Origin of the sequence: Bradyrhizobium diazoefficiens (assembly GCF_016616885.1) — a bacterium.
Classification (GTDB): domain Bacteria; phylum Pseudomonadota; class Alphaproteobacteria; order Rhizobiales; family Xanthobacteraceae; genus Bradyrhizobium; species Bradyrhizobium diazoefficiens_F.
On sequence record NZ_CP067102.1, the window covers coordinates 7,983,959 to 8,007,865 of the forward strand.

The window sequence follows — 23,907 nt, forward strand, 5'->3', positions numbered from 1 at the left end:
GGGGCCATGCTTCTCGACCGCCGTTCCCTGCTCGCCTCGCTGTGCTGGATAGCCGCTTCTCCGGCTCTCGCCGCGGACGCGCCGCCTGAGCTCGAATCCTATGAGCGCGAGAGCGGCGGACGGATCGGGCTCTATGCGGAGAATCTCACCACCGGCGCAAAGCTCGGCTGGCGTGCCGACGAGCGCTTCGTGATGTGCTCGACGTTCAAGGCTTCGCTCGCGGCTTGCGTGCTGGCGCGGGTCGATCGCGGCGAGGAGAAGTTGGCCGCGACGATCCCTTATGGCAAGACCGACCTGCTGGAGTACGCGCCGGTCGCGAAGCAAAATCTGTCGGCCGGCGCGATGTCGGTCGCGGACATGTGCAAGGCGATCGTCGAGCTCAGCGACAACACCTGCGCCAATCTGCTGCTCGCGCGGATCGGCGGCCCCGCCGCACTCACGGCGTTCTGGCGATCGATCGGCGACACCACCTCGCGGCTCGACCATAACGAGCCCGAGCTGAACCGCTCGCCGCCCGGCGATCCCCATGACACCACGTCGCCGGTGGCGATGGCCGGCAATCTGAAGCGACTGGTCATGGGCGAAGCGCTGTCGTCGGCCTCGCGGGCCCAGCTCACCGAATGGATGGTGGGTTGCAAGACCGGCGCGAACCGGCTGCGCGGCGGCCTGCCGGCGGCCTGGAAGATCGGCGACAAGACCGGCAACAACGGCAAGGACGCGTCGGGCGATATCGCGGTTGCCTGGCCCAAGCCCGATAACAAGCCGGATGCGCCGATCCTGATCGCGGCCTACACCCAGGGCGGCACGCCGAATGCGGCGCAGATCGAAGCGGTGTTCGCCCGCATCGGGCGCATGGTCGCCGAACGACTGGTGTAAGCCGCTTCGCATTGACCTCTTGGCCGCTTCCGGGCCAAGACAGGCCATGATCGCAGCAAAATTCCAGACCTTCCTCATCCTGCTCGCTGTCCTGGCGGGCACCGCGCTCATCGCGCGCCGCTTCAACCTGGCGCCTGCCATTTTGCTGATGCTCTCCGGCGTCGGCCTGGCTTTCCTGCCGGGCATGCCGCCGGTGGAGCTGCCGCCGGAACTGGTGCTGTTGATGGTGCTGCCGCCGTTGATCTACTCGGCCAGCGTCGCGATGAGCTGGCGCGAGTTCAGGAACAATCTGCGTCCGATCGTGCTGCTCGCGGTCGGGGCAGTGATCTTCACCGCGGCGATGGTGGCGGCTGCGACCCACTACGTGATCGGCCTGCCCTGGAGCATCGGCTTCCTGCTGGGCGCCATCGTTGCGCCGCCGGACGTGGTGGCACCGCTCGCAATCGCGCGTCGGCTGAACATGCCGCGCCGGCTGCTCGTCATCCTCGAGGGCGAGGGGCTCGCCAACGACGCCACCGCGCTGATCCTCTACCGCTTCGCGCTCGCTGCGATCGTGGTCGGGCATTTCTCGCTGCCGCTGGCGGCTGGCGAATTTGCCCTCATCGTCGCCGGCGAAATCGCCTTCGGCATCGGCGTCGGCTGGCTCTCTTTGCGCTTCCGCAGATGGTCCTGCGATCCGCAGGTCGAGCTGACGCTGTCGCTGATCACGCCCTATGTGTCCTACTGGCTCCCCGAGCATGTCGGCGGCTCCGGCGTGATCGCCACCGTCGCTTGCGGCCTTTATGTGAGCTGGAACGGGCCGCTGCTGATTTCGGCGTCGACGCGCCTGCAAGGCATCTTCTTCTGGGACCTCATCATCTATCTGATCGAGGGCTTGCTGTTCCTGCTCACCGGCTTCCAGATGCGCGCGCTCTACGAGAAATCGAAAGCGTTCCCGCTCGACGACATCATGATCGCAACCGCCGTGGTCATGGTGATCATCGTTCTCGCGCGCTTCGCCTGGCTCTACCCGGCGACCTATCTGCCGCGGATGCTCAGCAAGTCGCTGCGCGCGCGTGATCCGTCGCCGCCCTGGCAATGGCCGTTCGCGCTCGCGTTCACCGGCGTGCGCGGTGCGGTGTCGCTGGCCGCCGCACTGGCGCTGCCGTTCACGTTGCCCGATGGCGATGCCTTCCCGTATCGCGACCTGATCCTGTTCGTCGCCTTCGGCGTCATCTTCATCACGCTGATCGGCATCGGCCTGGCGCTGCCGCCGGTGGTACGCTGGCTCGGCATCGCGGAAGCCGGCCGCAATGAGCACGTCGCCGAGCATGAGGCCGAGATCGCGGCACGGCGCCAGGCGCTCGAAGCCGCGCTGAAATCGCTGGATGCGTTGACCGAAGAGAAAGAGGTGTCGGACGAAGTAATGCGGCTCCTGCGCGCGCGCCACGAGATCCGCGTCAACCAGCTTCCTGATTCACTCGATCCCGCCCATCACGACGTCTCTGCCGCCGGCATCGCACTGACCCGCGAGTTGATCGTCGCCGAGCGCAAGTTCATCCACGAGCTCTTGCGCGACGGGCAGATCACGGACGAAACGCGACGGAGGATCGAACGCGATCTGGACCTGGAGGAGGCGAGTTTGGCGAACCGGGAGCATCAGGGCGCGCCGCTGTAGGGCGTGCAAGTCGCCGCGCCATCTGCTACTGTTGCTGGATGACCAAGCAAGCCCTTGAGATATTGTTGGAACGCGTGTCGGCCTGGCCTGCGGAGGCTCAGGAAGAATTGATGCGGTCCGTGACCGACATCGAAAACCGGCATCTTGGCATCTACCGGCTCAGCGACGACGAACGAAATGCCGTACGCCGCGGCCTGAAGGATATGCGTGAAGGGCGGCTGGCAAGCGACGATGCCGTCGCCGCCGTTTTCAATCGCTACAAATCATGAGAGTGCGCTGGTCCGAAAGTTCGCTTTCGGACATCGATGACATATTCTCCTATATTCACGAACACAATCGCACGGCCGCGGCTGCGGTGGTTGAGCGCATCAAGGCCGTCGCCAGTCTCCTCCAGGATTTTCCCGAGGCTGGTCATCTTACCGACGAACCCAGCGTCCGCATGTTCCCAACCGTTCGGTACCCTTATCTCGTCTTTTACACAGTCAATCCTGATGACGCCGAGATGGTGATTCTCCACGTGCGCCATGGAGCTCAGGAACGTCGGCCTTAGGTTCGTAACCTACCGGCTCTCGCAATAGGCCCGCATCGCTGCCACCACGGCCGTCGCAATCAGCTCCTGCCGCTCCGGCGAATTCACGACCATCTCCTCGTCGCGGTTGATGATGGAGCCCGCTTCCAGCAGCACCGCGGCGCTCCGGGTCTGCGAGAGCACGACGAGCCCGTCATAGCGGTAGACGCCGACATCCTTGTCGAGCAGGGGATGCCGGTAACGCCCCATCAGCGGCAAGCTGTATTGTGTCGCATATTGCAGCCCGCCATCCTTCAACTGCTTGCCCAGCAACCGGGCGAAGGCGAGGCTGGCAGCGAAGTGCGGATTGCGCTCGGACACGAACAGTGAATGGCCGCCGAAGCGGTCGCTGAAATGGCTCCTGGCGCCCTCGAATTCCCATTCTTCGAGCATTTTGTCGGGCACGGAATCATGGTGGATCGACAGGAAAAAATCGGCATGCGCGGCGTTGGCGGTTCCGACGCGCCTGAGCAGGCTTGCCCGCGCCTTGCCTTCGGTCACCAGCACGCGGGTCGCGGCAAAGCCCGCCGATTTCAAGCGCTCTCCGATCAGCCGCGTCAAATGCAGGTTGAAGCCGAACTCCACATCGTTGCGCGCGCTTGTCGCACCTTGCGATTCGGAGGTGTGTCCGACATCGAGGATGATCTTGAATTTGCGCGGCTCGCATGTCTCCGGCGCGGGCTGCTTGATCTTGGCCCTTGCGGCCTTCCGCGCTCCGGCTGCTTGCGCAACCAAAAGCGGGATCAGCGCAACAACGATAGCGCCGGTGATGCGCCACGATATTTTCAAACCGGCCGTTCCCCCTTCACCGTCACGCGCGTGCCCGACCGCGTATGCGGCCAGTAGTCCCACATGGCGCGGTGTTGGGTGCAGCGGTTGTCCCAGAAGGCGATGGCGTTCTCGGTCCAGCGGAAGCGGCACTGGAACAGCGGGATCTCGGCGTGCTGGTAGAGATAGGCGAGCATCGCGTCGCTCTCGTCGCGCGGGATGCCATTGATGTGGCGGGTGAAGCCGCGGTTGACGTAGAGCGCTTTCTTGCCCGTGACCGGATGCGTGCGCACCACCGGGTGCTCGGCGCTCGGATAGGCCGGACGATCGGCGACGCCGTAATTGGCGTAGAGGCCGCGGTAGATCGGCTCGCCGTCATGCAGCGCCGTCAACCCGTCGAGATAGGCCTTCAAGCGATCGGACAGCGCCTCATAGGCCGCGTACATGTTGGCGAACAGCGTGTCGCCACCGCGCGGCGGGCACTGCTTGATGTAGAGGATCGAGCCCATCGGCGGCTCGAGATCGCAGGAGACGTCGGAGTGCCAGCCCTCACCGTTGGCGCGTGGTGAGTTCTTGTCGGCATGAATCTTCATCAGCGCGGGGTCTTCGTCCTCATGCGGCGCGGCAGGATGAAAATGCAGCTCGCCGAACTTGCGGCCGAAGGCGAGATGCTGCTTCGGCGTGATGCTCTGGTCGCGGAAGAAGATGACGAGGTTTTCGGCAAGTGCGCGATGGATCTCGTCCATCTGCTGGTTGGAGCGAGCATCGTCGGAGACGAGCTCGCCGATGTCGACACCGGAGATTTCCGCGCCGATGATGGGGGTGAGCTTTTCGACCGCGATGGTCTCGTAAGCCGCGCCGTCGTCCGCCATGTGGCGATAACGCGGGCCTTGCTTGCCGGATAGCGAGCTCATGGGCGTTGCTCCCAATCATTGTTGATTGAGAGCATCGTAGCAACGTCGGGCGGGTTAGCGAAGCGTAACCCGCCACTTCGCGCGCGCAAAAAATAAGGCGGGTTACGCTTACGCAAACCCGCCTTACGATTCCTGGTTTGGAGCAAACTACTCCGCCGCGGGCGCGGGCACCTTGGCGCCCTGGCCGTAGCGCTGGTCGATATAGTCGATCACCAGCGCCTTGAAGTCGGCGGAGATCGTGGGCCCGCGCAGCGTGCGGAACTTTTTGCCGTCGACGAAGACGGGCGCCGCCGGCGCTTCGCCGGTGCCCGGCAGCGAGATGCCGATATTGGCGTGCTTGGATTCACCGGGGCCATTGACGATGCAGCCCATCACCGCGACGTTGAGCTCTTCGACGCCCGGATACTTGCTCTTCCAGTTCGGCATCTCGTCGCGGATGAAGCTCTGGATCGAGCTGGCCAGCTCCTGGAACGTGGTCGAGGTGGTGCGGCCGCAGCCGGGGCAGGCCGCAACCAGCGGCACGAAGGTGCGGAAGCCCATGGTCTGCAGCAGTTCCTGGCCGACCTGCACCTCGCGGGTGCGGTCGCCGCCGGGCTCCGGCGTCAGCGAGATACGGATGGTGTCGCCGATACCCTGCTGAAGCAGGATGCCGAGCGCGGCCGAGGACGCGACGATGCCCTTGGTGCCCATGCCGGCCTCGGTGAGACCGAGATGGATGGCGTAATCGGAACGAGACGCGAGGTCCTGGTAGACCGCGATGAGATCCTGCACCGCCGAGACCTTTGCGGAGAGGATGATGCGATCCTTGGGCATGCCGAGCTCTTCGGCGCGTGCAGCCGAGAGCAACGCCGACTGCACCATGGCCTCGCGCGTCACCGCGCGCACGTCGCGCGGATTGGGCAACGCGGCGTTCTCATCCATCAGCTTGGTCAGCAGCTCTTGGTCGAGCGAACCCCAATTGGCGCCGATGCGGACCGGCTTGCTGTTTTTGTTGGCGATCTCGATGATGTCGGCGAACTGGGTGTCGCGCTTGTCCTTGAAGCCGACATTGCCGGGATTGATGCGGTATTTGGCGAGCGCCTCGGCGCAGGCCGGATAGGCCGCGAGCAGCTTGTGGCCGATATAGTGGAAGTCGCCGATCAAGGGCGTGGTGATTCCACGCTTGGCCAGACCGTCGCGGATGTGCGGGACGGCGGCAGCCGCTTCCTCGCGGTCCACGGTGATGCGGACCATTTCGGAGCCGGCGCGCGCGAGCGCTGCGACCTGGGCAATGGTGCCGTCGATATCGGCGGTGTCGGTGTTGGTCATCGACTGCACGACGATCGGCGCACCGCCGCCCACCGTGACGTTGCCGACCTTGACCTGGGTGGTCTGATGCCGGGGCGCCGGGCCCGCGATGTCTGAATCGAGAGGGTTTTCGAGCTTGTTCATGGGGTCCAAATATCAGGTTTTGGTGACGTTCAGCAATGCATCAGGCAGCGCCGCAGCGGATTGACTGGGACGGTTAACCAGAAAAAGCCCAGCAATTACAAGGACAGCGGCCGCCCCGAAAGTCAGGTTCAGGTGATCGTGCATGATGAAATAGCTACCCACCACGCCAAACAAAGGGGTGATGAAGGTAAAAGCCGACAATTTGCTGGCCGAATAGGCCTTCACCAGCGCAAACCAAAGCGTGAACGTGGTTCCGACCACCCAGACCGCCTGGAAGGCCATCAGGGCGAACGACAGCGGCGACGGCGTGTGAGTGATGGATTCCCCGGACAACAAGGCGGCCGTCCCCAGGATCGGGATCGAGATCGCGACCTGGTAGCCGAGCGCCTTCTCTGGCGCGGCGAAGCGCAGCCGCGTACCCTTGGCGACCAGCGTGGTCGCCGCCCAGAGCGACGCGCCAAGCACGATCATGAGATCGCCGAGCAGCACGTGTGAATCGACATTGGCCTGCGGCACGCCGATCGCGAGCGCGACGCCGGCAAAGCTCACGGCCAGGCCCAGCCATTGCGTGCTGCCAAGGCGCTCGCCGAGCATCTGGTAGGAGCCGAGCGCGACGAAAAACGGCGCGGTGTAGAGGAACACCACCGCGCGGGATGCCGAGGTCAGGCGCAGGCCCTGGAAGATCAGCACGAACTCGATGCCGAACATCAGCCCGGCGATCAGGCCAGGCTTCCACGTGCCGTCACGCTCGAAGAATTTGACGCCGCGTAAGCTGCCGATGATGAACAGCACCGGCAGTGCGCCCATTGAACGGATCATCGCCTGCAGCATCGGTGGGATATCGGGCAGCACCAGCTTCACCGCGATCTGGTTGAAGGCCCAGGTCAGGCACAGCATGAGCATCAGGGCGATGGCCCCGGCACTGAGGGGGCGGGCGGCGGACGGGTTGGCTTGAGGTGAGGACATTTCTTCCCAAAATCCGGCTTTGCGCCGTTGTTGCTTCAAGACTTTTTCTGACAATGGGTGCAGACGCCCGTGATCTCCACCACGGACAGCTTTGGCGCGAAGCCTGACGCGCGCGCCGCGGCGTTGAGCTCCTTGGCAAAGGACCCCGACGGGATCTCGCCGACGAGACCGCAGCGCTCGCAGATCAGGAACGCGACCGCCGACGTCGCGTCGTGATCGTGGGCGGCGCAGGCGAGATAGGCGTTGCGGCTTTCGATGCGGTGCACGAGGCCGTTCGCCATCAAGAAATCGAGAGCGCGGTAGACCGTGATCGGCGCCGGCCGCGCCATCGACTTGGCGAGCTCGTCGATCACCTCATAAGCCCCAAGCGGGCGATGGCTGGAGAGCAGCGCGCCCAGCACCTGGCGGCGTATTGGCGTGAATTTCTGCGCCCGCTGCTCGCAAACCGCTTCGGCATGCGCCAGCGCGTCCGCGGTGCAGCGGCCGTGATCGTGGTCGGGCGTCGGAAATGCCGGCTTTGCGAGGGTCATCTGGCCCCGCTTCTAGCATTTCGGCTGGGGAACCCAAAGCACGACCGGCGCCGCGGCGGTCAGCCATGCTTTTGCTGCGGGACAGCATCGCGCTAATCCGCCATGAAATAATCATAAGCTTGCTTATTATATCCAAGCTTATTGGAGACCAAGCTTATGACCCGCGGGTCTGTCGACCAGAACTTCCTGTTCACGCTCGGCGAGTTGTACCGCCTCTTGCGCGTCTATGCCGACAAGGAAGCCTCGCGCTTCGGCATTACCCGCGCGCAATGGGCGGTGCTGGCCAAGGTCGAGCGCAGCGAGGGGATGAAACAATCGGAACTCGCCGAGTTGCTGGAGATGCAGCCGATCACGCTGACGCGGCTGATCGACAAGCTCTGCGACAGCGACTGGATCGAGCGCCGCAGCGATGCCTCGGACCGCCGCGTCAAGCGCCTGTATCTGAAGAAGGCCGGCCGTGCGCTGCTGGGCAAGATGAGCGGCCTGAAGTCGGAACTCACGGCGAACGCACTCGATGGCATCAGCCCGGCGGACGCCCACCGTCTCCTCACTCAACTCGAAACCATCAAAGAAAACGTGCGTAACGCGATCCAGACGTCCGGAGCGGAACAGGCGCGTAAGGAGCAGCGCTATGGCTGATCAGGTCCTCAAATTCCAGCCCGAGCAGAAAATCGATAGCGGCAAGCCGACCAAGAAGGCCGGCACCAACTCGCGCCGCCGCTTCATCGCCGGCCTGCGCCGCTATCGCCGCTTCCTGCTGATGGTTGTGCTGCCGATCGTTGCCGTCATTGCAGGCTTCACCTTCTATCTCAATGGCGGCCGCTATGTCGGCACCGACGACGCCTATGTCGGCGCGCAGAAGGTGCTGGTGACGCCCGACATCTCCGGCAAGATCCAGAAGGTCGTCGTCAAGGAGGGCCAGCTCGTCAAGCAAGGCGACGAACTGTTCGAGATCGATCCCGTGCCGTTCCGCCTCGCGGTGGACGAGGCCAAGGCGCAGCTGATGCAGGCGCAGTCGACCTATGACAACCTTCGCGCCAACATCAAGATCTACGGCGACATGCTCGATCTCGCCCAGAAGGGCGTCGACCTGAAGCAGCGCGATGTCGAGCGCAAGCAGGCGCTGGTGAAGAACAGCTACGGCTCGCAGCTCGATCTCGACAACGCCTCGAACGCGCTGGTCACGTCGGGCTCGATCGCACAATATGTCAAGCAGCAGATCTCGACCGCCAAGACCCAGCTGCTCGGCGACACCGATCTGCCGCTGGAGAAGTTCCCGCCCTACGCGCAGGCCAAGTCCAAGCTCGAGAACGCCGAGCGCAATCTCGACCACGCCGTGGTGCGCGCATCGATGGGCGGCATCGCGACCCAGGTCGAGCAGATCCAGCTCGGCCGCTACGTCACCGCCGGCACGCCGGTGTTCTCCATCATCGATGTTGCCCATCCCTGGGTCGACGCCAATCCGAAGGAGAGTGACCTCACCTACGTCACCGAAGGCCAGCCTGTGACCCTCGAAGTCGACGCGTTCCCGAACCACGTCTTCAAGGGCAAGATCGGCTCGCTCTCGCCCGGCACCGGCGCGCAATTCGCGATCCTGCCGCCGCAGAACGCCACCGGCAACTTCGTCAAGGTGGTGCAGCGCGTGCCGGTCCGGATCTATTTCGACGAGAGCGACAAATACGTGAAGAAGCTGAAGGCCGGCATGAGCGTCTATGCCACCATCGACACCGGCCACCAGCGTTCGCTCGCCGGCCTGCTCGGCCTGTCAGCGACCGCAAGCCAAGACAAAGACCAGGACTAAGCCGATGTCCGGCCCCAATGCCAGCCTGATGGTCCCCGGCATGCGCCGGAACATGGTGACGATCTGCGCCATGACGGCGACCATCATGCAGGCGCTGGATACGACGATCGCCAACGTTGCGCTGCCCTACATGCAGGGCACGCTGTCGGCCTCACAGGACCAGATCAACTGGGTGCTGACCTCCTACATCGTCGCCGCCGCGATCATGACCGCACCGGTGGGGTGGATCTCCAATCGCTTCGGCCGCAAGCGCATCTTCATCGGCTGTGCAGCCGGCTTCACGCTGGCGTCCGTGCTGTGCGGACTCGCCCAGGACATCAACCAGATGGTGCTGTTCCGCCTGCTGCAAGGCGTGTTCGGCGCGGCGCTGGTGCCGCTGTCGCAGTCGGTGATGCTCGATTATTACACGCTCCAGGAACGCGCCACCGCGATGTCGATCTGGGGCATGGGCGTGATGATGGGGCCGATCATGGGGCCGTCGTTAGGCGCCTGGTTGACCGAGACCTACTCCTGGCACTGGGTGTTCTTCGTCAACCTGCCGTTCGGCGCGATTACCGTGCTCGGGCTCGGCGTCTTCATGGACGAGACCGACAAGAATCGCAGCCTGAAGTTCGACTGGTTCGGCTTCGCCGCGCTGGCGATCGGCATCGGCGCACTGCAGCTCGCACTGGACCGCGGCGAGCAGCTCGACTGGTTCGAGTCGGTCGAGATCGTGACCGAGTTCATCGTCTCAGGCGTCGCCTTCTATTACTTCTTCGCCCACTCGTTCACGACATCGCGGCCGTTCATCCAGTTCGCGCTATTTCGGGATCGCAACTTCCTCACCGGCTGCATCTTCATGACCGTGATGGGCCTGGTGCTGTACTCGACCATGGCACTGGCCTCGCCCTACCTGCAAAACGTCATCGGCTATCCCATCATGACCGCCGGCGGGCTGCTTGCGAGCCGCGGCTTCGGCACCTTCTTCGCCATGATGATGGTCGGCCGTATCATGCGCTACATCGAGGCCCGCACGCTGATCATCTGCGGCCTGACGCTGACGGCGGCCTCGCTGTTCCAGATGACCGGCTGGACCGACCAGACCCAAGTGCCGGAGATCGTCATCGTCAGCGTGATCCAGGGCTTCGGATTCGGCCTCGTCTTCGTGCCGCTCTCGACGGTCGCATTCCTGACGCTGCCGAATCATCTGCGCACGGATGGCACCTCGATGCTGACGCTGCTGCGAAATGTCGCAAGCTCGGTCGGCATCTCGATCGTGATCGCCCAGCTGACGCAGGGCACGCGCAAGACCTATGCGATCCTGTCCGAGTACATCAACCCGTTCAACCACGCGCTGCAGATGCCGGATGTCCGCGGCATGATCAACCTCTCCACCGATGCCGGCCGTGCCATGGCCGACCGCATGGTCAGCGTGCAGGCGCAGATCATTGCGTTCGCGCACGACTATATGCTGGTGATGATCTTCATCCTCTGCACCATTCCGCTGGCGCTGATGATCGGCTCGACCAAGGCGTCGCTGCGCAAGCAGGTGGCGGGACCGGAACATGCGGTGATGGAGTAGTTGGCTACAACAGCTCCTCGCACCCCAAATCCTCGACCGCCATCATCACCCGCTCCAGATTGTTCCACCAAATCCCCGGCGGGATGTTGATGCTCCATTGCCAGACCGGTTTGGTGATGTGCCAGAGCACCGACAAGCGATAATCCTGGTCGAGCGCGCCGCGCGTGTAACCGGCTACCCCATGCGCGAGTAGTGTCTCGTGATAGCGGTTGAGCAGCGTCCGCTCGAGCGCCTGCCGCCGCTCCGGATACCATTGGATCGCCATCATGTAGGCGAGGTCGCTGGTGGCCACGTTGATGCCCCACAGGTCGAAATCGAAGATGCGTACGGTGTTCGCGACGCCGGCACGCGGCAGCAGAAAATTCCAGGTATGCGCATCGCCGTGAGTGATCGTGACGTGGCGGCGCGAATGGTAGCGCTGGGATAGCCGGGCCGACTGCTCGATGAGACGACGGTAGAGGATACGTCGCTCCTCGCTGAGGCGGTCGCCGAGCTGATCGGCGAAGCGGTCATAGTGACCGGCGAATGCCTCCATGCGCGTCGCGCTGTCCTCGGTGCTCGCCCAGGTGCCAACGGTCTCGCCGAGGCCCGCATGATTCCACCACGCCGCATGCATGCGCGCCAACGTCGTCACAATGGCCATCGCCTGATCGCGCGACGGCGGCAGCGTCGGTACCGTCGCGAGTTCATGGCTATCGGTGAGGTCTTCGAGCAGGAGATGCCAGGCCCCGCTTTCCTCGTCGAAATGCCCATCGAAGCAGCGCGGCACAAGTCCTGGCAGCATGTTCGGCACGAGCTGCGTGTAAAAGGCCACTTCGTGCTCGCCGCGATCTGCAAGTGTCTTGGCGAAGTGAGCATGCGGCGTCTTCAGGATCAGCGATTGCGGGGCACCAGTGGATTCCCCGACATAGCGCAGGCCGATCCGAACGATATGTGACACCACCGTGTCCCGCTCATGCAGCACCTTCACCTCGCGCACGGCGCCGGCGTCCAGCGCGCCGGCTTTGCGCAGTGCGGCTGTGAGGTAACTGGGCTCAGCGACCGCCGGCAGTTGTGAGGATGTCATGAGCGCCCCCCGGTGCTGCAGCCATTCTGCATGATCACCCGGGGAAGCGCCAGCAGCATCGGCCGCCGGACGTGGCGGCCTGGTGGCCTCACACGTCGAAGAACACGGTCTCGTTGTCGCCCTGCAGGCGCAGGTCGAGGCGATAGACCGGCTTGCCGGCCTCGCGCACCGCGATCAACGTGACCCGGCGGTCGGCCGGTACCAATCCCAGCACGGGATCGGCGGCGTTGCCGGCCTCGTCGCTGAAATAGATGCGGGTGTAGAGATGCCGCAGCATGCCGCGCGCGAACACCGCCAGAACGATGTGCGGCGCCTGCGGCTTGCCGTCGGGATCGGGCACCGCACCCGGCTTGATGGTGTCGAACGAATAATGGCCGTCCTTGTCGGTGCCGCAGCGGGCGAAGCCGCGGAAGCTGGCATTCGGCAATGCGCGCTTGTCCTGCGGATCGGCGTAGCGGCCTTGCGCGTCCGCCTGCCAGATCTCCAGCATGGCGTCAGGCACGACGACGCCATCGCCGTCGAACGCCCGGCCCTCGATGCGGACACGATCACCGGTGACGTCGGGCGTCAGCGTCGAGTTGGTGAAGGCGTCGTTCCAGGCGTAATCGCCCGTCGGCGTCAGGCCGTATTTGAAGAACGGACCGACGGTCTGCGATGGGGTGATCCCGTTGGGTTTGCCAGAGGGCTTCACAGAGTCCTGCACGTTAGTGGTTCTCCATGGGGGTGGCGTTCTTGCCGCGCAGCACGATGTCGAAGCGATAGCACAGCGCCCATTCGGGCTTGGTATTCTCCAGGTCGAACGACGAGACCATGCGCATCCGCGCCTTCTCGTCCGGCACCGAGTTGAAAATCGGGTCGAACGGGAACAGCGGGTCGCCCGGGAAATACATCTGCGTCACCAGGCGCGTGACGAACGAATGGCCGAACACCGAAAGATGGATATGAGCAGGGCGCCAGGCATTGTGGTGATTGCCCCAGGGGTAGGCGCCGGGCTTGATCGTGACGAAGCGATAGTAACCGGAGGCGTCGCTCTGGGTGCGGCCCGCGCCCGTAAAATTGGGATCGAGCGGCGCCGGATGCTGGTCGCGGACATGGACGTAGCGGCCGCAGGCATTGGCCTGCCAGATCTCGACCAGTGAGTTCGGCACGCCGCGGCCATCTTCGTCACGGACATGGCCGTGCACGATGATGCGCTCGCCGAGCGGCTCGCCCTTGTGCTGGGTGGTGAGGTCATTGTCGCCGTCCCGCACGGTCTCGTGGCCATAGACCGGGCCGGTCAGTTCCGACAGCGTGTGGCGCATCGGGATCAAGGGCTTGCTCGGCGCGCGCTTGATCGAACTCTTGTATTCGGGCGACAGCGGCAGCGGATGCGCCTTGTTGCTGTCGACGGGATAGATGAATGTCATTGGCGAACTCCTCCCCGGCCATTTTGGGCCAGCCGGTCAACCTTTCCGCCAATCATTATAGAATATAACTAATCTAGGGAAGCAGGTTTGGCGGGCGTCCTGCCCCTCCAGCGCGCTATTTGATCGGCGGACGCGGCAGCACGGCTTCCCCGGCCTCGAGCCGGTAGCTGTGGTCAAGCGAATACCATGGCGTCGAAACGTCAGGCGCGGTCGGATGCGGCGTCTCGTGGCGCACGAACTGGCCGATCAGGGCTTGTGTCACGCCGAACTGCACGTCGCTGTCGATATGGGGGTCGTTGGGATCGTAGACCTGCGAGATCAGCACCTTGAATCCCGGCTTGAAGACCAGGGCATGCAGATGCGCGGGACGGTACGGGTGCCGGCTCTGCGCCTTGAGCAGGCGGCCGACCACGCCATCGGTCGGAATCGGATAGCCGACCATCATCACCGAGCGAAAAGAGAAGCGCCCGTCCTGATCGGTCGTGAACTTGCCGCGCAGGTTCATGTCGGCCTGCTCGGGGTCCTGGTTCTCATACAGCCCGACGGGCGAGGCGTGCCAGACATCGACCTCAGCGCCCGCGACAGGGCGGCCGTCTTTGTCGACGACACGGCCGTTGACGAACAGCGGCGCACCCGGTGTCTCGGAGCGGACGATCGATCCGCCGTTCTCCACCCGCGGCGAATTCAGCCGCCAGAACGGCCCGAGCAGCGACTGATCGGTTTCGGTATTGCCCTGATCGCCATTGTTGAGCAGGCAGACCAGCGGCGAGACGCCGAGCGAGCCCGCCATCAGCACGACTTCGTTATGCGTGTCGGTGGTCAGCTTGCCGAGTTCGGCAATCACAGCGGTGGCGTCGCGGAACTCCTTCTCGGTCAGGCGCACGTCGCGGACGAAGCCGTGCAGGTGCTTGACCAGCGAGACCATGATCTGCCGCATCCGCGGATCGGATGTCTGTTCCATCACAGCAAGTGCTGCAGCCGTGATGTCCTGCTCGCGCTCGATGATCATGGCACTATCTCTCCCCGGTCATTCCGGGGCAGCCCGAAGGGCTGAACCCGGAACCTCGAGATCCCGGATTCCGCTCTAGCGAGCGGCTCCGGGATGACGAGACGCTCCGCGTCTCGTCAATTCAGCTTCTCGATCGCAACGGCAACGCCCTGGCCCACGCCGACGCACATGGTGGCGAGCGCGAGCTTGCCGCCGCGCTTCTCCATGCCGTGGACCGCGGTGAGCGCGAGGCGGGCGCCGCTCATGCCGAGCGGATGGCCGAGCGCGATGGCGCCGCCATGCGGATTGACGAAATCCGCATCGTCGGCGACGCCGAGCTGGCGCATGCAGGCGATGCCCTGCGAGGCGAAAGCTTCATTGAGCTCGATCAGGTCGAAATCGGTGATCTTCTTGCCCAGACGCTCCATCAGCTTGCGGGTCGCGGGCACGGGACCGATGCCCATGATCCGCGGCGGAACGCCGGCCGAAGCGAGGCCGAGAATGCGGGCGCGCGGCGTCAGGCCATGCTTCTTCACGGCAGCTTCCGAGGCCAGGATCATCGCGGCGGCGCCGTCATTGACGCCGGACGCATTGCCGGCGGTCACGGTGCCGGGATTGCGCACGATCGGCTTGAGCTTGGCGAGAGCTTCGAGCGTGGTCTCGGGACGCGGATGCTCGTCCTTGTCGATGGTAACAGGACCGGCCTTGCCGCCGGGAATGGTGATCGGGATAATCTCTTCGGCGAAATAGCCGGCTGCGATCGCCGCACCTGCGCGCTGCTGCGAGCGGATGGCGAAGCCATCCTGGTCGGCGCGCGAGACCTGGAATTCCTCGGCGACGTTCTCGCCGGTTTCCGGCATGGCATCGACGCCATACTGCGCCTTGAGCAGCGGATTGATGAAGCGCCAGCCGATCGTGGTGTCGAAGATTTCGGCGGAGCGCGAGAAGGCTTCCTGCGCCTTGCCCATCACGAAGGGCGCGCGGGTCATGGATTCGACGCCGCCGGCAATCGCAAGCTCGATCTCGCCGGAGCGGATGGCGCGGCCTGCCGCACCGACAGCATCGAGGCCGGAGGCGCAGAGCCGGTTCAATGTCTGGCCGGGAACCGAGTCCGGCAGCCCCGCGAGCAGCAGCGCCATGCGCGCGACGTTGCGGTTGTCCTCACCGGCCTGATTGGCGCAGCCGAAGAACACTTCGTCCACCTGCGCCCAGTCGAGATTGGGGTGTTTTGCCATCAGCGCCTTGATGGGCGCGGCGGCCAGATCGTCGGCGCGCACCTTGGCAAGCGAGCCGCCAAAACGGCCGATCGGGGTCCGCACGGCATCGCAGATAAAGACGTCACGCATCGTTGTTCTCCCTGAATGCCGCGGCTCGGCCGAAATTCGTTAATGTCGGCGGAGTTTTAGGAGGGCACCCGCGGCAGGTCAATTGACGGTTTCCTGCGTATTCCCGGGGGTGCGCACACCGCTAGCGCATGCCGCGGTGCGGACAACGTGGAAAACCTGCCCTTCCCGGCCAAAGCGATAGGAGCGAGGGGCGAAATTTTGTAGGTTGCGCCGCCTTGGAGCGCGGTCAGGACCGCGCTCCAAGATTCTTGTTTTGACGCGTTTTCTTCACGCGAACCGGTACCCCACTTCACTCGAAAACGCTCTAATGACGATGCAACAGCCCATTCCCGTACCGCTCCCCGACGAAGCGCCCGCGCCGCAGGCAGAAGCCGCCGCGCGCGTCACGCCAATGATGGAACAGTACCTGGAGATCAAGGCGTCACGTCAGGGCCTGCTGCTGTTCTACCGGATGGGCGATTTCTATGAGCTGTTCTTCGAGGACGCCGAGATCGCCTCGAAGACTCTCGGCATCGTGCTGACCAAGCGCGGCAAGCATCAGGGCAACGATATTCCGATGTGCGGCGTGCCGGTCGAGCGCTCCGAGGATTATCTGCACCGACTGATCAGTGCCGGCCACCGGGTCGCCGTGTGCGAGCAGACCGAGGATCCCGCCGCCGCCAAAGCGCGCGGCAACAAGAGCGTCGTGCGCCGCGGCGTGGTGCGGCTGGTCACGCCGGGCACGCTGACGGAAGACACGCTGCTCGATGCGCGCGCCAACAATTATTTGCTGGCGATTGCGCGAGCGCGCTCGTCGGCCGGCGGCGACCGTTTCGGGCTTGCCTGGATCGACATCTCGACTGCCGAGTTCACGGTGACGGAAGTTTCGGGCGGTGAGCTCGCCGCGACGCTGGCGCGCATCAACCCGAACGAGGCCATCGTCACCGACGCGCTTTATAGCGATAACGAGCTCGGACAAACCTTGCGCGAGCTGCCGGCGGTGACCCCGGTGACCCGCGACGTCTTCGACGGCGCCACCGCCGAGAAGCGGCTTTGCGACTACTTTGCCGTCGCGACCATGGATGGGCTGGCGCAGCTCTCGCGGCTGGAGGCTACGGCTGCTGCCGCCGCCGTCACCTATGTCGACCGCACCCAGGTCGGCAAGCACCCGCCGCTGTCGCCGCCCGCACGCGAAGCCTCGGGCGCGACCATGGCGATCGATCCCGCCACCCGGGCCAACCTCGAGCTGACGCGGACGCTTGCCGGCGAACGCCGCGGCTCGCTGCTCGATGCCATCGATTGCACGGTGACCTCGGCCGGCTCGCGCCTGCTGGCGCAACGGCTCGCCGCGCCTTTGACCGACGCACCGGCGATCGCGCGGCGGCTCGATGCCGTCAGCGCCTTCGTCGCGGATTCGGCCACACGCGAGGACATCCGCAGCATTCTGCGTGGCGCGCCTGACATGTCGCGGGCGCTCGCCCGTCTCTCGGTCGGCCGTGGCGGCCCGCGCGACCTCGCGGGCTTGCGCGATGGCATCGTCGCCGCCGATCAGGTGCTGGCCCGCCTCGGCGAGCTCGACCAGCCGCCGCAGGAGATCGCCGCCGTCATGGCGGCGCTCAAGCGTGCCTCGCGCGAGCTCGCAGCCGAATTGGCTCGTGCGCTCGACGAGCAACTGCCGCTGATCAAGCGCGACGGCGGCTTCGTTCGTGCCGGCTACGAGCCGGCCCTTGATGAAGCGCGAAACCTGCGCGATGCCTCCCGCCTCGTGGTCGCCTCGATGCAGGCGCGCTACGCCGACGTGACCTCCGTCAAGGGTCTCAAGATCCGTCACAACAACGTGCTGGGCTATTTCGTCGAGGTCACCGCGCAGCACGGCGACAAGCTGATGTCGGCGCCGCTGAACGCGACCTTCATCCATCGCCAGACCTTGGCGGGCCAGGTGCGCTTCACGACCTCGGAGCTGGGCGAGATCGAAGCCAAGATCGCGAACGCCGGCGACCGTGCGCTCGGGCTCGAGCTCGACATCTTCGAACGCCTCTGCGCCAAGGTGCTCGAGATCAGCGACGATCTGCGCGCTGCTGCGCAAGGCTTTGCGCTGCTCGATGTCGCGACGTCGCTCGCCAAGCTCGCGGTCGATGAAAACTATGTGCGGCCCGAAGTCGATGGCTCGCTCGGCTTTGCCATCGAGGCCGGCCGCCATCCCGTGGTCGAGCAAGCCCTGAAGCGCAACGGCGAGCCGTTCATTGCGAACGCCTGCGATCTCTCGCCGGCGCCAGCGCAGAAATCCGGCCAGCTCTGGTTGCTGACCGGTCCAAACATGGCGGGTAAGTCGACCTTCCTACGCCAGAACGCGCTGATTGCGCTGCTCGCACAGATCGGCAGCTTCGTTCCGGCGACGCGCGCACGGATCGGCATCATCGACCGGCTGTTCTCGCGCGTCGGCGCCGCCGACGATCTCGCGCGCGGCCGCTCCACCTTCATGGTGGAGATGGTCGAGACCGCTGCAATCCTCAACCAGGCCGGGGAGCGCGCGCTGGTGATCCTGGACGAGATCGGCCGCGGCACCGCGACCTTCGACGGTCTCTCGATCGCGTGGGCTGCGATCGAGCATCTGCACGAGAACAACCGCTGCCGCACGCTGTTCGCGACGCACTATCACGAGCTGACCGCGCTCTCGGCAAAGCTGCCGCGCATGTTCAACGCAACAGTGCGGGTGAAGGAGTGGCAGGGCAACGTCGTGTTCCTGCACGAGGTGCTGCCGGGTTCGGCGGACCGCTCCTACGGCATCCAGGTCGCGAAGCTCGCCGGCCTGCCGCCAGCCGTGATCACGCGCGCGAAATCCGTGCTGGCAAAACTCGAAGCCCAGGACCGCGGCCAGACTGCCCGCGCGCTCGCCGACGATTTGCCGCTGTTCGCCGTGCCCTCGCGCGCCGCCGCAGAAGCCGCGCCGCCGACCGAAGCGGAGCTCTTGATGGACGCAGTGAAGGCGCTCCACCCCGACGAGATGTCGCCGCGCGAGGCGCTGGATGCGTTGTATGCGCTGAAGGCCAAGCTGCCGAAGCAGTAAAGGTGCCGTAGGTGGGTTGCGAAGCCACCCTACGAGGCCGCCACCGCCAACCGCTTCCTTCGCCCCATCCACCATAGCGTCAGATTCCAAACGATGCAGGTCGCAAGCGCGAGGCTGAGGCCTATCGCCGAGCCGAAGTTTACGGCTCCCACATGCACCACCGCGATCGCCATGCCGAAGCCGAGCAGGCCCCAGGCGGAGTTGGCGAGCACGGCGGCGGTCGGCGGGCCGCCGATGCGGGGATGCAGGATCACCATCATGCTGGTGAAGACGATCGGGTAAAGCGCGATGACGCCGGAGACGCGCGGGCCGACCCAGCCCGAGGTCGAAACCACGATCGCGACGAGGGCTGCGACCAGCGAGGCGCGGAATGGAATGTCGTACCAGCGGCGCGTCACCAGCGGCATCTTCACATGGCGGTACTGTGCAAGCAACGGAATGCAGATGCCGAAGGCGATCAGGTTGACGGCGAGCCCGGCCATCAAGGTCCAGTCGAACAGACGGATGATGGACGCCAGCACGATCCACACCGCTACCGCGCTTCCGACACTGACGGCAAAGCTATGCCGCTGCGCCAGCACGACGTAAGTCAGCGCCAGCAAGATCGTTGCCGCGTTGACCGGAAGGCTCGACAGCGCCCCCTGCGCAATGAAGGCAGCGTCATGGTCGATCGCGAGGAAGACATAGGAAGGCCCTGCCGAGATTGGCAGCGTCGCCACCAGCGCATCGATCACCGGGCCGGAGCGCTCGGTAATCACAGACGCCGACACCACGAAGGCAGCCGCAACCGCCATACGCAGCAGAAGGAAGAGGATGTAGGACAGTTCCGCAGGCATTTTGTTCTTCTTGCCTTCCCCTCAACGGGGAAGGTGGCAGCTACATCCGCTGCATCGACACCGAAACCTTCGGACCGTTCTTGATGGTCTGATAGACCACGCAATAGCGCTCGGTGAGCTTCAGCAGCAGATCGAGCTTGTCCTGCGGCGCATCGGTGTCCACTTCAAAGCGCAGGCGGATCTCGGCGAAGCCGACCGGGGTCTCCTTGTCGATGCCGAGCGTGCCGCGAAAATCGAGATCACCCTCGGCGTAGACGTTGCCGGTCTTGAGCGGCACCTCGATCGCAGTCGCGACCGATTTCAGCGTAACGCCGGCACAGGCGACCAACGCTTCCAGCAGCATGTCGCCGGAGCAGAGCTCGAGGCCGGAGCCGCCGGTGGCCGGATGCAGGCCAGCCATCGCGATCGCGCGGCCGGTCTCGACCTTGCAAGCGATGCCTTCGCTGTCGGTCGAGCCCTTGGCCTTCAGCGTGATCATCGCGGTCGTGGGATCGGTCTTGTAGCGTTCCTTGATCGGGGCCTGCATCTGGCGCAGTTCTGCGGCGTCCATTCTTGATCCCTCCCGGCACGTCATTACCTGACAAGCGGGTATAGAAGGCGATCCGTTTGGTGTCAGCCTCCGATTAATGGATGCTGCCATGAGCAGCCCGGGCGAGGGCTCAAAAAGTTAAGAAAGTCATTACGTTATGGTAGCGCCGAGGCGACGCTCGCGGATGCCCAATGCGGCCAACCGGGCCCGTCCACGGCTCATTTGAACAATGGCGGGTGACAGCGCCTGTCACCTCTTATATCCGGTGAGACATGGACAGCGTTGCGACCGAGCACAAGCCACAGGTGGATGATCGCTTCGACACCGCGCGGATCACCGCCGCGGTCGATGCGCTTGCCGAAAAGCATCAGGGCCGCGAGGACACGTTCCGCACCGCGACCGCGCAACTGCTCAAGGCCGAGCTGATTGCCGCGCGCGCCGCAGCGCAGGCAATCCTGCTGAAGGACCGCCATGGCCGCCGCTGCGCCGAGCGGCTGTGCCATGTGCAGGACGAGATCATCCGCATCCTCTATTCGGCCGCGACCCGTCATCTCTACCGCTCCCCGATTCCGAGCGGCGCGGAACGCATGGCGGTGGTGGCAACCGGCGGCTATGGCCGCGGCCTGATGGCCCCCGAGTCCGACATCGATCTCTTGTTCATCCTTCCCTACAAGCAGACTGCCTGGGGCGAGCAGGTCGCCGAAGCCATTCTCTATTGTCTCTGGGACATGGGGCTGAAGGTCGGCCACGCCACGCGCTCGGTCGATGAATCGATCCGGCAAGCGCGCGGCGACATGACCATTCGCACCGCGATCCTGGAGACGCGCTTCCTCACCGGCGACCAGCCGCTCTACGACGAGCTGGTCGCCCGCTTCGACAAGGAAGTGGTGCAGGGCACCGCGTCCGAATTCGTCACCGCAAAACTCGCCGAGCGCGAGGAGCGGCATCGCCGTGGCGGCCAGTCGCGCTATCTGGTCGAGCCCAACGTCAAGGACGGCAAGGGCGCGCTTCGCGACCTGCACACGCTGTTCTGGATCGCAAAATACGTCTATCGCGTCCGCGATACCGACGAGCTCGCCGAGCGCGGCGTGTTCGACGCGCAGGAATACCGCACGTTCCGGCGCTGCGCCGACTTTCTCTGGTCAGTGCGCTGCAACCTGCATTTCTACTCCGGCCGCGCCGAAGAGCGCCTCTCCTTCGATCTCCAGCGCGAGATCGCGGTCCGGCTCGGCTATACCTCGCATCCCGGCATGCAGGACGTCGAGCGCTTCATGAAGCACTACTTCCTGGTCGCCAAGGAAGTCGGCAACCTCACCGCCATCCTTTGCGCTAAGCTCGAGGACCAGCAGGCCAAGCCTGCACCGGTGCTGAGCCGGATGATGGCGCGGCTTCGCCCTACGCCGGTGAAGCGGCGCGTCCCTGACAGCGACGACTTCATTGTCGACAATAACCGCATCAACGTCGCCGCACCCGACGTCTTCAAGCACGATCCGGTCAATCTGATCCGCATCTTCCGCCTGGCGCAGAAGAACAACCTCGCCTTCCACCCGGACGCGATGCGCGACGTGACGCGCTCGCTCGGCCTGATCAACGCGCAGATGCGCGAGAATCCCGAGGCCAACCGGCTGTTCATGGAGATCCTGACCTCCGACAACGCCGAGATCGTGCTGCGGCGAATGAACGAGACCGGCGTGCTCGGCCATTTCATCCGCGCCTTCGGCAAGATCGTCTCGATGATGCAGTTCAACATGTATCATCACTACACCGTCGACGAGCATCTGATCCGCTGCGTCGGCTTTCTCCAGGACATCGAGCGCGGCGGCATCGAGGAGTTCACGCTTGCCAGCGACCTGATGCGCAAGATCCGACCCGAGCATCGTTCGGTGATCTACATCACGACGCTGCTGCACGACATCGCCAAGGGCCGGCCCGAGGATCATTCGATCGCAGGCGCCAAGGTGGCGCGCCGGCTCTGCCCACGGCTCGGCTTCAGCGCGGCCGACACCGAGCTCGTGGCCTGGCTGATCGAGGAGCATCTCACGATGTCCACGGTCGCGCAGTCGCGCGATCTCTCCGACCGCAAGACGATCGAGAATTTCGCCGCCGTGGTGCAGTCGGTCGAGCAGATGAAGCTGCTCACGATCCTGACCACCGCCGATATCCGCGGTGTTGGTCCGGGTGTGTGGAACGGCTGGAAGGCGCAGCTTCTGCGCTCGCTTTATTACGAGACCGAACCGGTGCTGACCGGCGGCTTCTCGGAGGTCGACCGCGGCAAGCGCCTCACGGCCGCTTACGCCGAATTCCGGCACGCCTTCGCTGAATGGCCGGCGGACGAGCTCGATGCCTATGTCGGCCGCCATTATCCGGCCTATTGGCTCAAGGTCGAGCTGCCGCGCAAAATTCGCCATGCCCGCTTCGTCCGCTCCAGCGAGCAGGCCGGCCACAAGCTCGCGATCAATGTCGGCTTCGACGAGGTGCGCGGCGTCACGGAGCTGACGATCTTCGCCGCTGATCATCCCTGGCTGCTGTCGATCATCGCCGGCGCCTGCGCTTCGGCCGGCGCCAACATCGTCGACGCCCAGATCTACACCACCACCGACGGCCGCGCGCTGGACACGATCTCGATCTCGCGGGAATACGACCGCGACGAGGACGAGGGCCGGCGCGCCACGCGCATCGGCGAGATGATCGAGGACGTGCTGGAAGGCAAGCTGCGCCTGCCCGAAGTGGTGGCGCGGCGCACCGTGCGCAGCAAGGCACGTCCCTTCGTGATCGAGCCGGAGGTGACCATCAACAACCAATGGTCCGACCGCTACACCGTGATCGAGGTGTCAGGCCTCGACCGCCCCGGCCTGCTCTACGAGCTGACCACCGCAATCTCCAAGCTCAACCTCAACATCGCCTCGGCCCATGTCGCGACCTTCGGCGAGCGTGCCCGCGACGTGTTCTACGTCACCGACCTGCTCGGCGCGCAAATCAACGCGCCGACCCGCCAGGCCGCGATCAAGAGCGCGTTGACCCATGTGATGGCCGGCGACAAGGCGGTTCAGCCGGCGGCGTGAGCGGAGCCTAAACCTCTACGCCCTCATGCCGCAGCAGCCAGCGCTTACGCTCCAGGCCACCGCCATATTTCACCAGCGAGCCATCGGCGCCGATCAGCCGATGGCACGGCAGCACCACGCTGATCGGGTTGGAGCCGTTGGCATGGCCGACGGCGCGAATGGCTTTCGGCATGTCGATCTTTGCGGCGAGCGCGCCGTAGCTCATCGTGGTGCCGACAGGGATTTTCGCAAGCGCCGTCCAAACCTTCTGCTGGAACGGTGTGCCGGCGATGCGCCATTCGATTCGCGCGAGCTGACCGAGATCACCCTCGAAGTAAGCCGACAGCGCCACCTTCATCGCCGTCGGCGCAGGCCGATCAACCAGATCGACCGCGCCGTGATGCAAACGCAGAAGTTCGCGCATGCGGTGCTCGTAATCGTCCCAGTCGAGCGCGCGCAACGCGCCGTCGGCATCGGTGACGAGCAACGCGATCCCGATCGGCGTCGCCAGGCGATCGAGGCCGAAACGTTCAGGAGTCCTGGTTGGTCGAGCAGCCATTTACGACACCTTGCATCG

General features: G+C 64.7%; 22 protein-coding genes. 9 read left to right on the plus strand and 13 right to left on the minus strand.

Annotated elements, in window-relative coordinates; translation table 11 throughout:
* Window positions 1-6: 6 nt before the first annotated feature.
* The 4 genes from bla to JJC00_RS37285 are packed head-to-tail and all read left to right on the plus strand — an operon-like array spanning window position 7 to window position 3,083.
* Window positions 7-876 (plus strand): class A beta-lactamase, encoded by an 870-nt coding sequence (bla, locus tag JJC00_RS37270; RefSeq protein WP_200470679.1) that lies wholly within the window; start codon window positions 7-9, stop codon window positions 874-876.
* A gap of 46 nt (window positions 877-922) precedes the next feature.
* Window positions 923-2,533, plus strand: coding sequence for a Na+/H+ antiporter (locus JJC00_RS37275; RefSeq protein WP_246774049.1), 1,611 nt, complete (start codon window positions 923-925; stop codon window positions 2,531-2,533).
* 38 nt (window positions 2,534-2,571) lie between these two features.
* Window positions 2,572-2,802 carry a hypothetical protein gene (locus JJC00_RS37280; protein ID WP_200470680.1) on the plus strand — a complete coding sequence of 77 codons (231 nt, stop codon included), beginning with the start codon at window positions 2,572-2,574 and terminating at the stop codon, window positions 2,800-2,802.
* Window positions 2,799-3,083 carry a type II toxin-antitoxin system RelE/ParE family toxin gene (locus tag JJC00_RS37285; RefSeq protein WP_200470681.1) on the plus strand — a complete coding sequence of 95 codons (285 nt, stop codon included), beginning with the start codon at window positions 2,799-2,801 and terminating at the stop codon, window positions 3,081-3,083. Before JJC00_RS37280 ends, JJC00_RS37285 begins: the two co-directional genes overlap by 4 nt.
* Before the next feature lie 9 nt (window positions 3,084-3,092).
* Here the strand turns inward: JJC00_RS37285 and JJC00_RS37290 are convergent, their stop codons facing one another.
* The 5 genes from JJC00_RS37290 to JJC00_RS37310 form a co-directional block, all read right to left on the minus strand.
* Window positions 3,093-3,884 (minus strand): N-acetylmuramoyl-L-alanine amidase, encoded by a 792-nt coding sequence (locus JJC00_RS37290; RefSeq protein WP_246774320.1) that lies wholly within the window; start codon window positions 3,882-3,884, stop codon window positions 3,093-3,095.
* 2 nt (window positions 3,885-3,886) lie between these two features.
* Window positions 3,887-4,783 carry a TauD/TfdA dioxygenase family protein gene (locus JJC00_RS37295; protein ID WP_200470683.1) on the minus strand — a complete coding sequence of 299 codons (897 nt, stop codon included), beginning with the start codon at window positions 4,781-4,783 and terminating at the stop codon, window positions 3,887-3,889.
* Between the two features lie 147 nt (window positions 4,784-4,930).
* Window positions 4,931-6,214: a flavodoxin-dependent (E)-4-hydroxy-3-methylbut-2-enyl-diphosphate synthase gene (ispG, locus tag JJC00_RS37300; RefSeq protein ID WP_200470684.1), complete on the minus strand. Its 1,284-nt coding sequence runs from the start codon at window positions 6,212-6,214 to the stop codon at window positions 4,931-4,933.
* A gap of 12 nt (window positions 6,215-6,226) precedes the next feature.
* Window positions 6,227-7,180: a DMT family transporter gene (locus tag JJC00_RS37305; protein WP_200474364.1), complete on the minus strand. Its 954-nt coding sequence runs from the start codon at window positions 7,178-7,180 to the stop codon at window positions 6,227-6,229.
* Between the two features lie 35 nt (window positions 7,181-7,215).
* Window positions 7,216-7,710, minus strand: a complete 495-nt coding sequence (locus JJC00_RS37310; protein WP_200470685.1) for a Fur family transcriptional regulator — start codon at window positions 7,708-7,710, stop codon at window positions 7,216-7,218.
* 156 nt (window positions 7,711-7,866) lie between these two features.
* Here JJC00_RS37310 and JJC00_RS37315 point away from each other — a divergent pair, with 156 nt between their 5' ends.
* Genes JJC00_RS37315 through JJC00_RS37325 form a run of 3 tightly spaced genes read left to right on the plus strand, consistent with a single transcriptional unit; the run spans window position 7,867 to window position 11,072 of the window.
* Window positions 7,867-8,349, plus strand: coding sequence for a MarR family winged helix-turn-helix transcriptional regulator (locus JJC00_RS37315; protein ID WP_200470686.1), 483 nt, complete (start codon window positions 7,867-7,869; stop codon window positions 8,347-8,349).
* Window positions 8,342-9,511, plus strand: coding sequence for an HlyD family secretion protein (locus tag JJC00_RS37320; protein WP_200470687.1), 1,170 nt, complete (start codon window positions 8,342-8,344; stop codon window positions 9,509-9,511). The genes JJC00_RS37315 and JJC00_RS37320 overlap by 8 nt, the downstream gene beginning before the upstream one ends.
* Window positions 9,512-9,515: 4 nt before the next feature.
* Window positions 9,516-11,072, plus strand: coding sequence for an MDR family MFS transporter (locus JJC00_RS37325; protein WP_200470688.1), 1,557 nt, complete (start codon window positions 9,516-9,518; stop codon window positions 11,070-11,072).
* A gap of 4 nt (window positions 11,073-11,076) precedes the next feature.
* Here the strand turns inward: JJC00_RS37325 and JJC00_RS37330 are convergent, their stop codons facing one another.
* The 5 genes from JJC00_RS37330 to pcaF all read right to left on the minus strand — a co-directional run bounded on the left by JJC00_RS37330 (window position 11,077) and on the right by pcaF (window position 15,878).
* Window positions 11,077-12,138: a phosphotransferase gene (locus JJC00_RS37330; protein WP_200470689.1), complete on the minus strand. Its 1,062-nt coding sequence runs from the start codon at window positions 12,136-12,138 to the stop codon at window positions 11,077-11,079.
* A gap of 88 nt (window positions 12,139-12,226) precedes the next feature.
* Complete coding sequence (gene pcaG / locus JJC00_RS37335; protein ID WP_200470690.1) at window positions 12,227-12,841, minus strand: protocatechuate 3,4-dioxygenase subunit alpha; 615 nt, start codon at window positions 12,839-12,841, stop codon at window positions 12,227-12,229.
* A 1-nt stretch (window position 12,842) separates the two neighbouring features.
* Window positions 12,843-13,544, minus strand: coding sequence for a protocatechuate 3,4-dioxygenase subunit beta (gene pcaH, locus JJC00_RS37340; protein ID WP_200470691.1), 702 nt, complete (start codon window positions 13,542-13,544; stop codon window positions 12,843-12,845).
* A gap of 115 nt (window positions 13,545-13,659) precedes the next feature.
* On the minus strand, window positions 13,660-14,553 hold the full coding sequence (locus JJC00_RS37345) for a dioxygenase (protein ID WP_200470692.1): 894 nt from the start codon (window positions 14,551-14,553) through the stop codon (window positions 13,660-13,662).
* Between the two features lie 116 nt (window positions 14,554-14,669).
* A complete protein-coding gene (pcaF, locus tag JJC00_RS37350; protein WP_200470693.1) occupies window positions 14,670-15,878 on the minus strand; it encodes a 3-oxoadipyl-CoA thiolase in 1,209 nt (402 codons plus the stop codon).
* A gap of 307 nt (window positions 15,879-16,185) precedes the next feature.
* On the opposite strand from pcaF, the gene mutS reads away from it, so the two are divergent.
* Window positions 16,186-18,924, plus strand: a complete 2,739-nt coding sequence (mutS, locus tag JJC00_RS37355) for a DNA mismatch repair protein MutS (RefSeq protein ID WP_200470694.1) — start codon at window positions 16,186-16,188, stop codon at window positions 18,922-18,924.
* Window positions 18,925-18,953: 29 nt separating this feature from the next.
* On the opposite strand, the gene JJC00_RS37360 is transcribed toward mutS, so the two are convergent.
* Complete coding sequence (locus tag JJC00_RS37360; RefSeq protein ID WP_200470695.1) at window positions 18,954-19,760, minus strand: hypothetical protein; 807 nt, start codon at window positions 19,758-19,760, stop codon at window positions 18,954-18,956.
* Between the two features lie 40 nt (window positions 19,761-19,800).
* On the minus strand, window positions 19,801-20,310 hold the full coding sequence (locus JJC00_RS37365) for an OsmC family protein (RefSeq protein WP_200470696.1): 510 nt from the start codon (window positions 20,308-20,310) through the stop codon (window positions 19,801-19,803).
* Between the two features lie 251 nt (window positions 20,311-20,561).
* On the opposite strand from JJC00_RS37365, the gene JJC00_RS37370 reads away from it, so the two are divergent.
* Entirely contained in the window at window positions 20,562-23,351 is a 2,790-nt protein-coding gene (locus tag JJC00_RS37370) for a [protein-PII] uridylyltransferase (RefSeq protein ID WP_200470697.1), read from the plus strand.
* A 7-nt stretch (window positions 23,352-23,358) separates the two neighbouring features.
* Here JJC00_RS37370 and JJC00_RS37375 read toward each other — a convergent pair whose 3' ends face one another.
* Window positions 23,359-23,889 (minus strand): methylated-DNA--[protein]-cysteine S-methyltransferase, encoded by a 531-nt coding sequence (locus JJC00_RS37375; RefSeq protein WP_200470698.1) that lies wholly within the window; start codon window positions 23,887-23,889, stop codon window positions 23,359-23,361.
* Window positions 23,890-23,907: the final 18 nt, after the last annotated feature.

Excerpts from the sequence above, each read along its gene's own strand:
- bla (WP_200470679.1), top strand. The coding sequence starts at position 7 with ATGCTTCTCGACCGCCGTTCCCTGCTCGCCTCGCTGTGCTGGATAGCC.
- JJC00_RS37275 (WP_246774049.1), top strand. The coding sequence starts at position 923 with ATGATCGCAGCAAAATTCCAGACCTTCCTCATCCTGCTCGCTGTCCTG.
- JJC00_RS37280 (WP_200470680.1), top strand. The coding sequence starts at position 2,572 with ATGACCAAGCAAGCCCTTGAGATATTGTTGGAACGCGTGTCGGCCTGG.
- JJC00_RS37285 (WP_200470681.1), top strand. The coding sequence starts at position 2,799 with ATGAGAGTGCGCTGGTCCGAAAGTTCGCTTTCGGACATCGATGACATA.
- JJC00_RS37295 (WP_200470683.1), bottom strand. The coding sequence starts at position 4,783 with ATGAGCTCGCTATCCGGCAAGCAAGGCCCGCGTTATCGCCACATGGCG.
- ispG (WP_200470684.1), bottom strand. The coding sequence starts at position 6,214 with ATGAACAAGCTCGAAAACCCTCTCGATTCAGACATCGCGGGCCCGGCG.
- JJC00_RS37305 (WP_200474364.1), bottom strand. The coding sequence starts at position 7,180 with ATGTCCTCACCTCAAGCCAACCCGTCCGCCGCCCGCCCCCTCAGTGCC.
- JJC00_RS37310 (WP_200470685.1), bottom strand. The coding sequence starts at position 7,710 with ATGACCCTCGCAAAGCCGGCATTTCCGACGCCCGACCACGATCACGGC.
- JJC00_RS37315 (WP_200470686.1), top strand. The coding sequence starts at position 7,867 with ATGACCCGCGGGTCTGTCGACCAGAACTTCCTGTTCACGCTCGGCGAG.
- JJC00_RS37320 (WP_200470687.1), top strand. The coding sequence starts at position 8,342 with ATGGCTGATCAGGTCCTCAAATTCCAGCCCGAGCAGAAAATCGATAGC.
- JJC00_RS37325 (WP_200470688.1), top strand. The coding sequence starts at position 9,516 with ATGTCCGGCCCCAATGCCAGCCTGATGGTCCCCGGCATGCGCCGGAAC.
- JJC00_RS37330 (WP_200470689.1), bottom strand. The coding sequence starts at position 12,138 with ATGACATCCTCACAACTGCCGGCGGTCGCTGAGCCCAGTTACCTCACA.
- pcaH (WP_200470691.1), bottom strand. The coding sequence starts at position 13,544 with ATGACATTCATCTATCCCGTCGACAGCAACAAGGCGCATCCGCTGCCG.
- JJC00_RS37345 (WP_200470692.1), bottom strand. The coding sequence starts at position 14,553 with ATGATCATCGAGCGCGAGCAGGACATCACGGCTGCAGCACTTGCTGTG.
- pcaF (WP_200470693.1), bottom strand. The coding sequence starts at position 15,878 with ATGCGTGACGTCTTTATCTGCGATGCCGTGCGGACCCCGATCGGCCGT.
- mutS (WP_200470694.1), top strand. The coding sequence starts at position 16,186 with ATGACGATGCAACAGCCCATTCCCGTACCGCTCCCCGACGAAGCGCCC.
- JJC00_RS37360 (WP_200470695.1), bottom strand. The coding sequence starts at position 19,760 with ATGCCTGCGGAACTGTCCTACATCCTCTTCCTTCTGCTGCGTATGGCG.
- JJC00_RS37365 (WP_200470696.1), bottom strand. The coding sequence starts at position 20,310 with ATGGACGCCGCAGAACTGCGCCAGATGCAGGCCCCGATCAAGGAACGC.
- JJC00_RS37370 (WP_200470697.1), top strand. The coding sequence starts at position 20,562 with ATGGACAGCGTTGCGACCGAGCACAAGCCACAGGTGGATGATCGCTTC.
- JJC00_RS37375 (WP_200470698.1), bottom strand. The coding sequence starts at position 23,889 with ATGGCTGCTCGACCAACCAGGACTCCTGAACGTTTCGGCCTCGATCGC.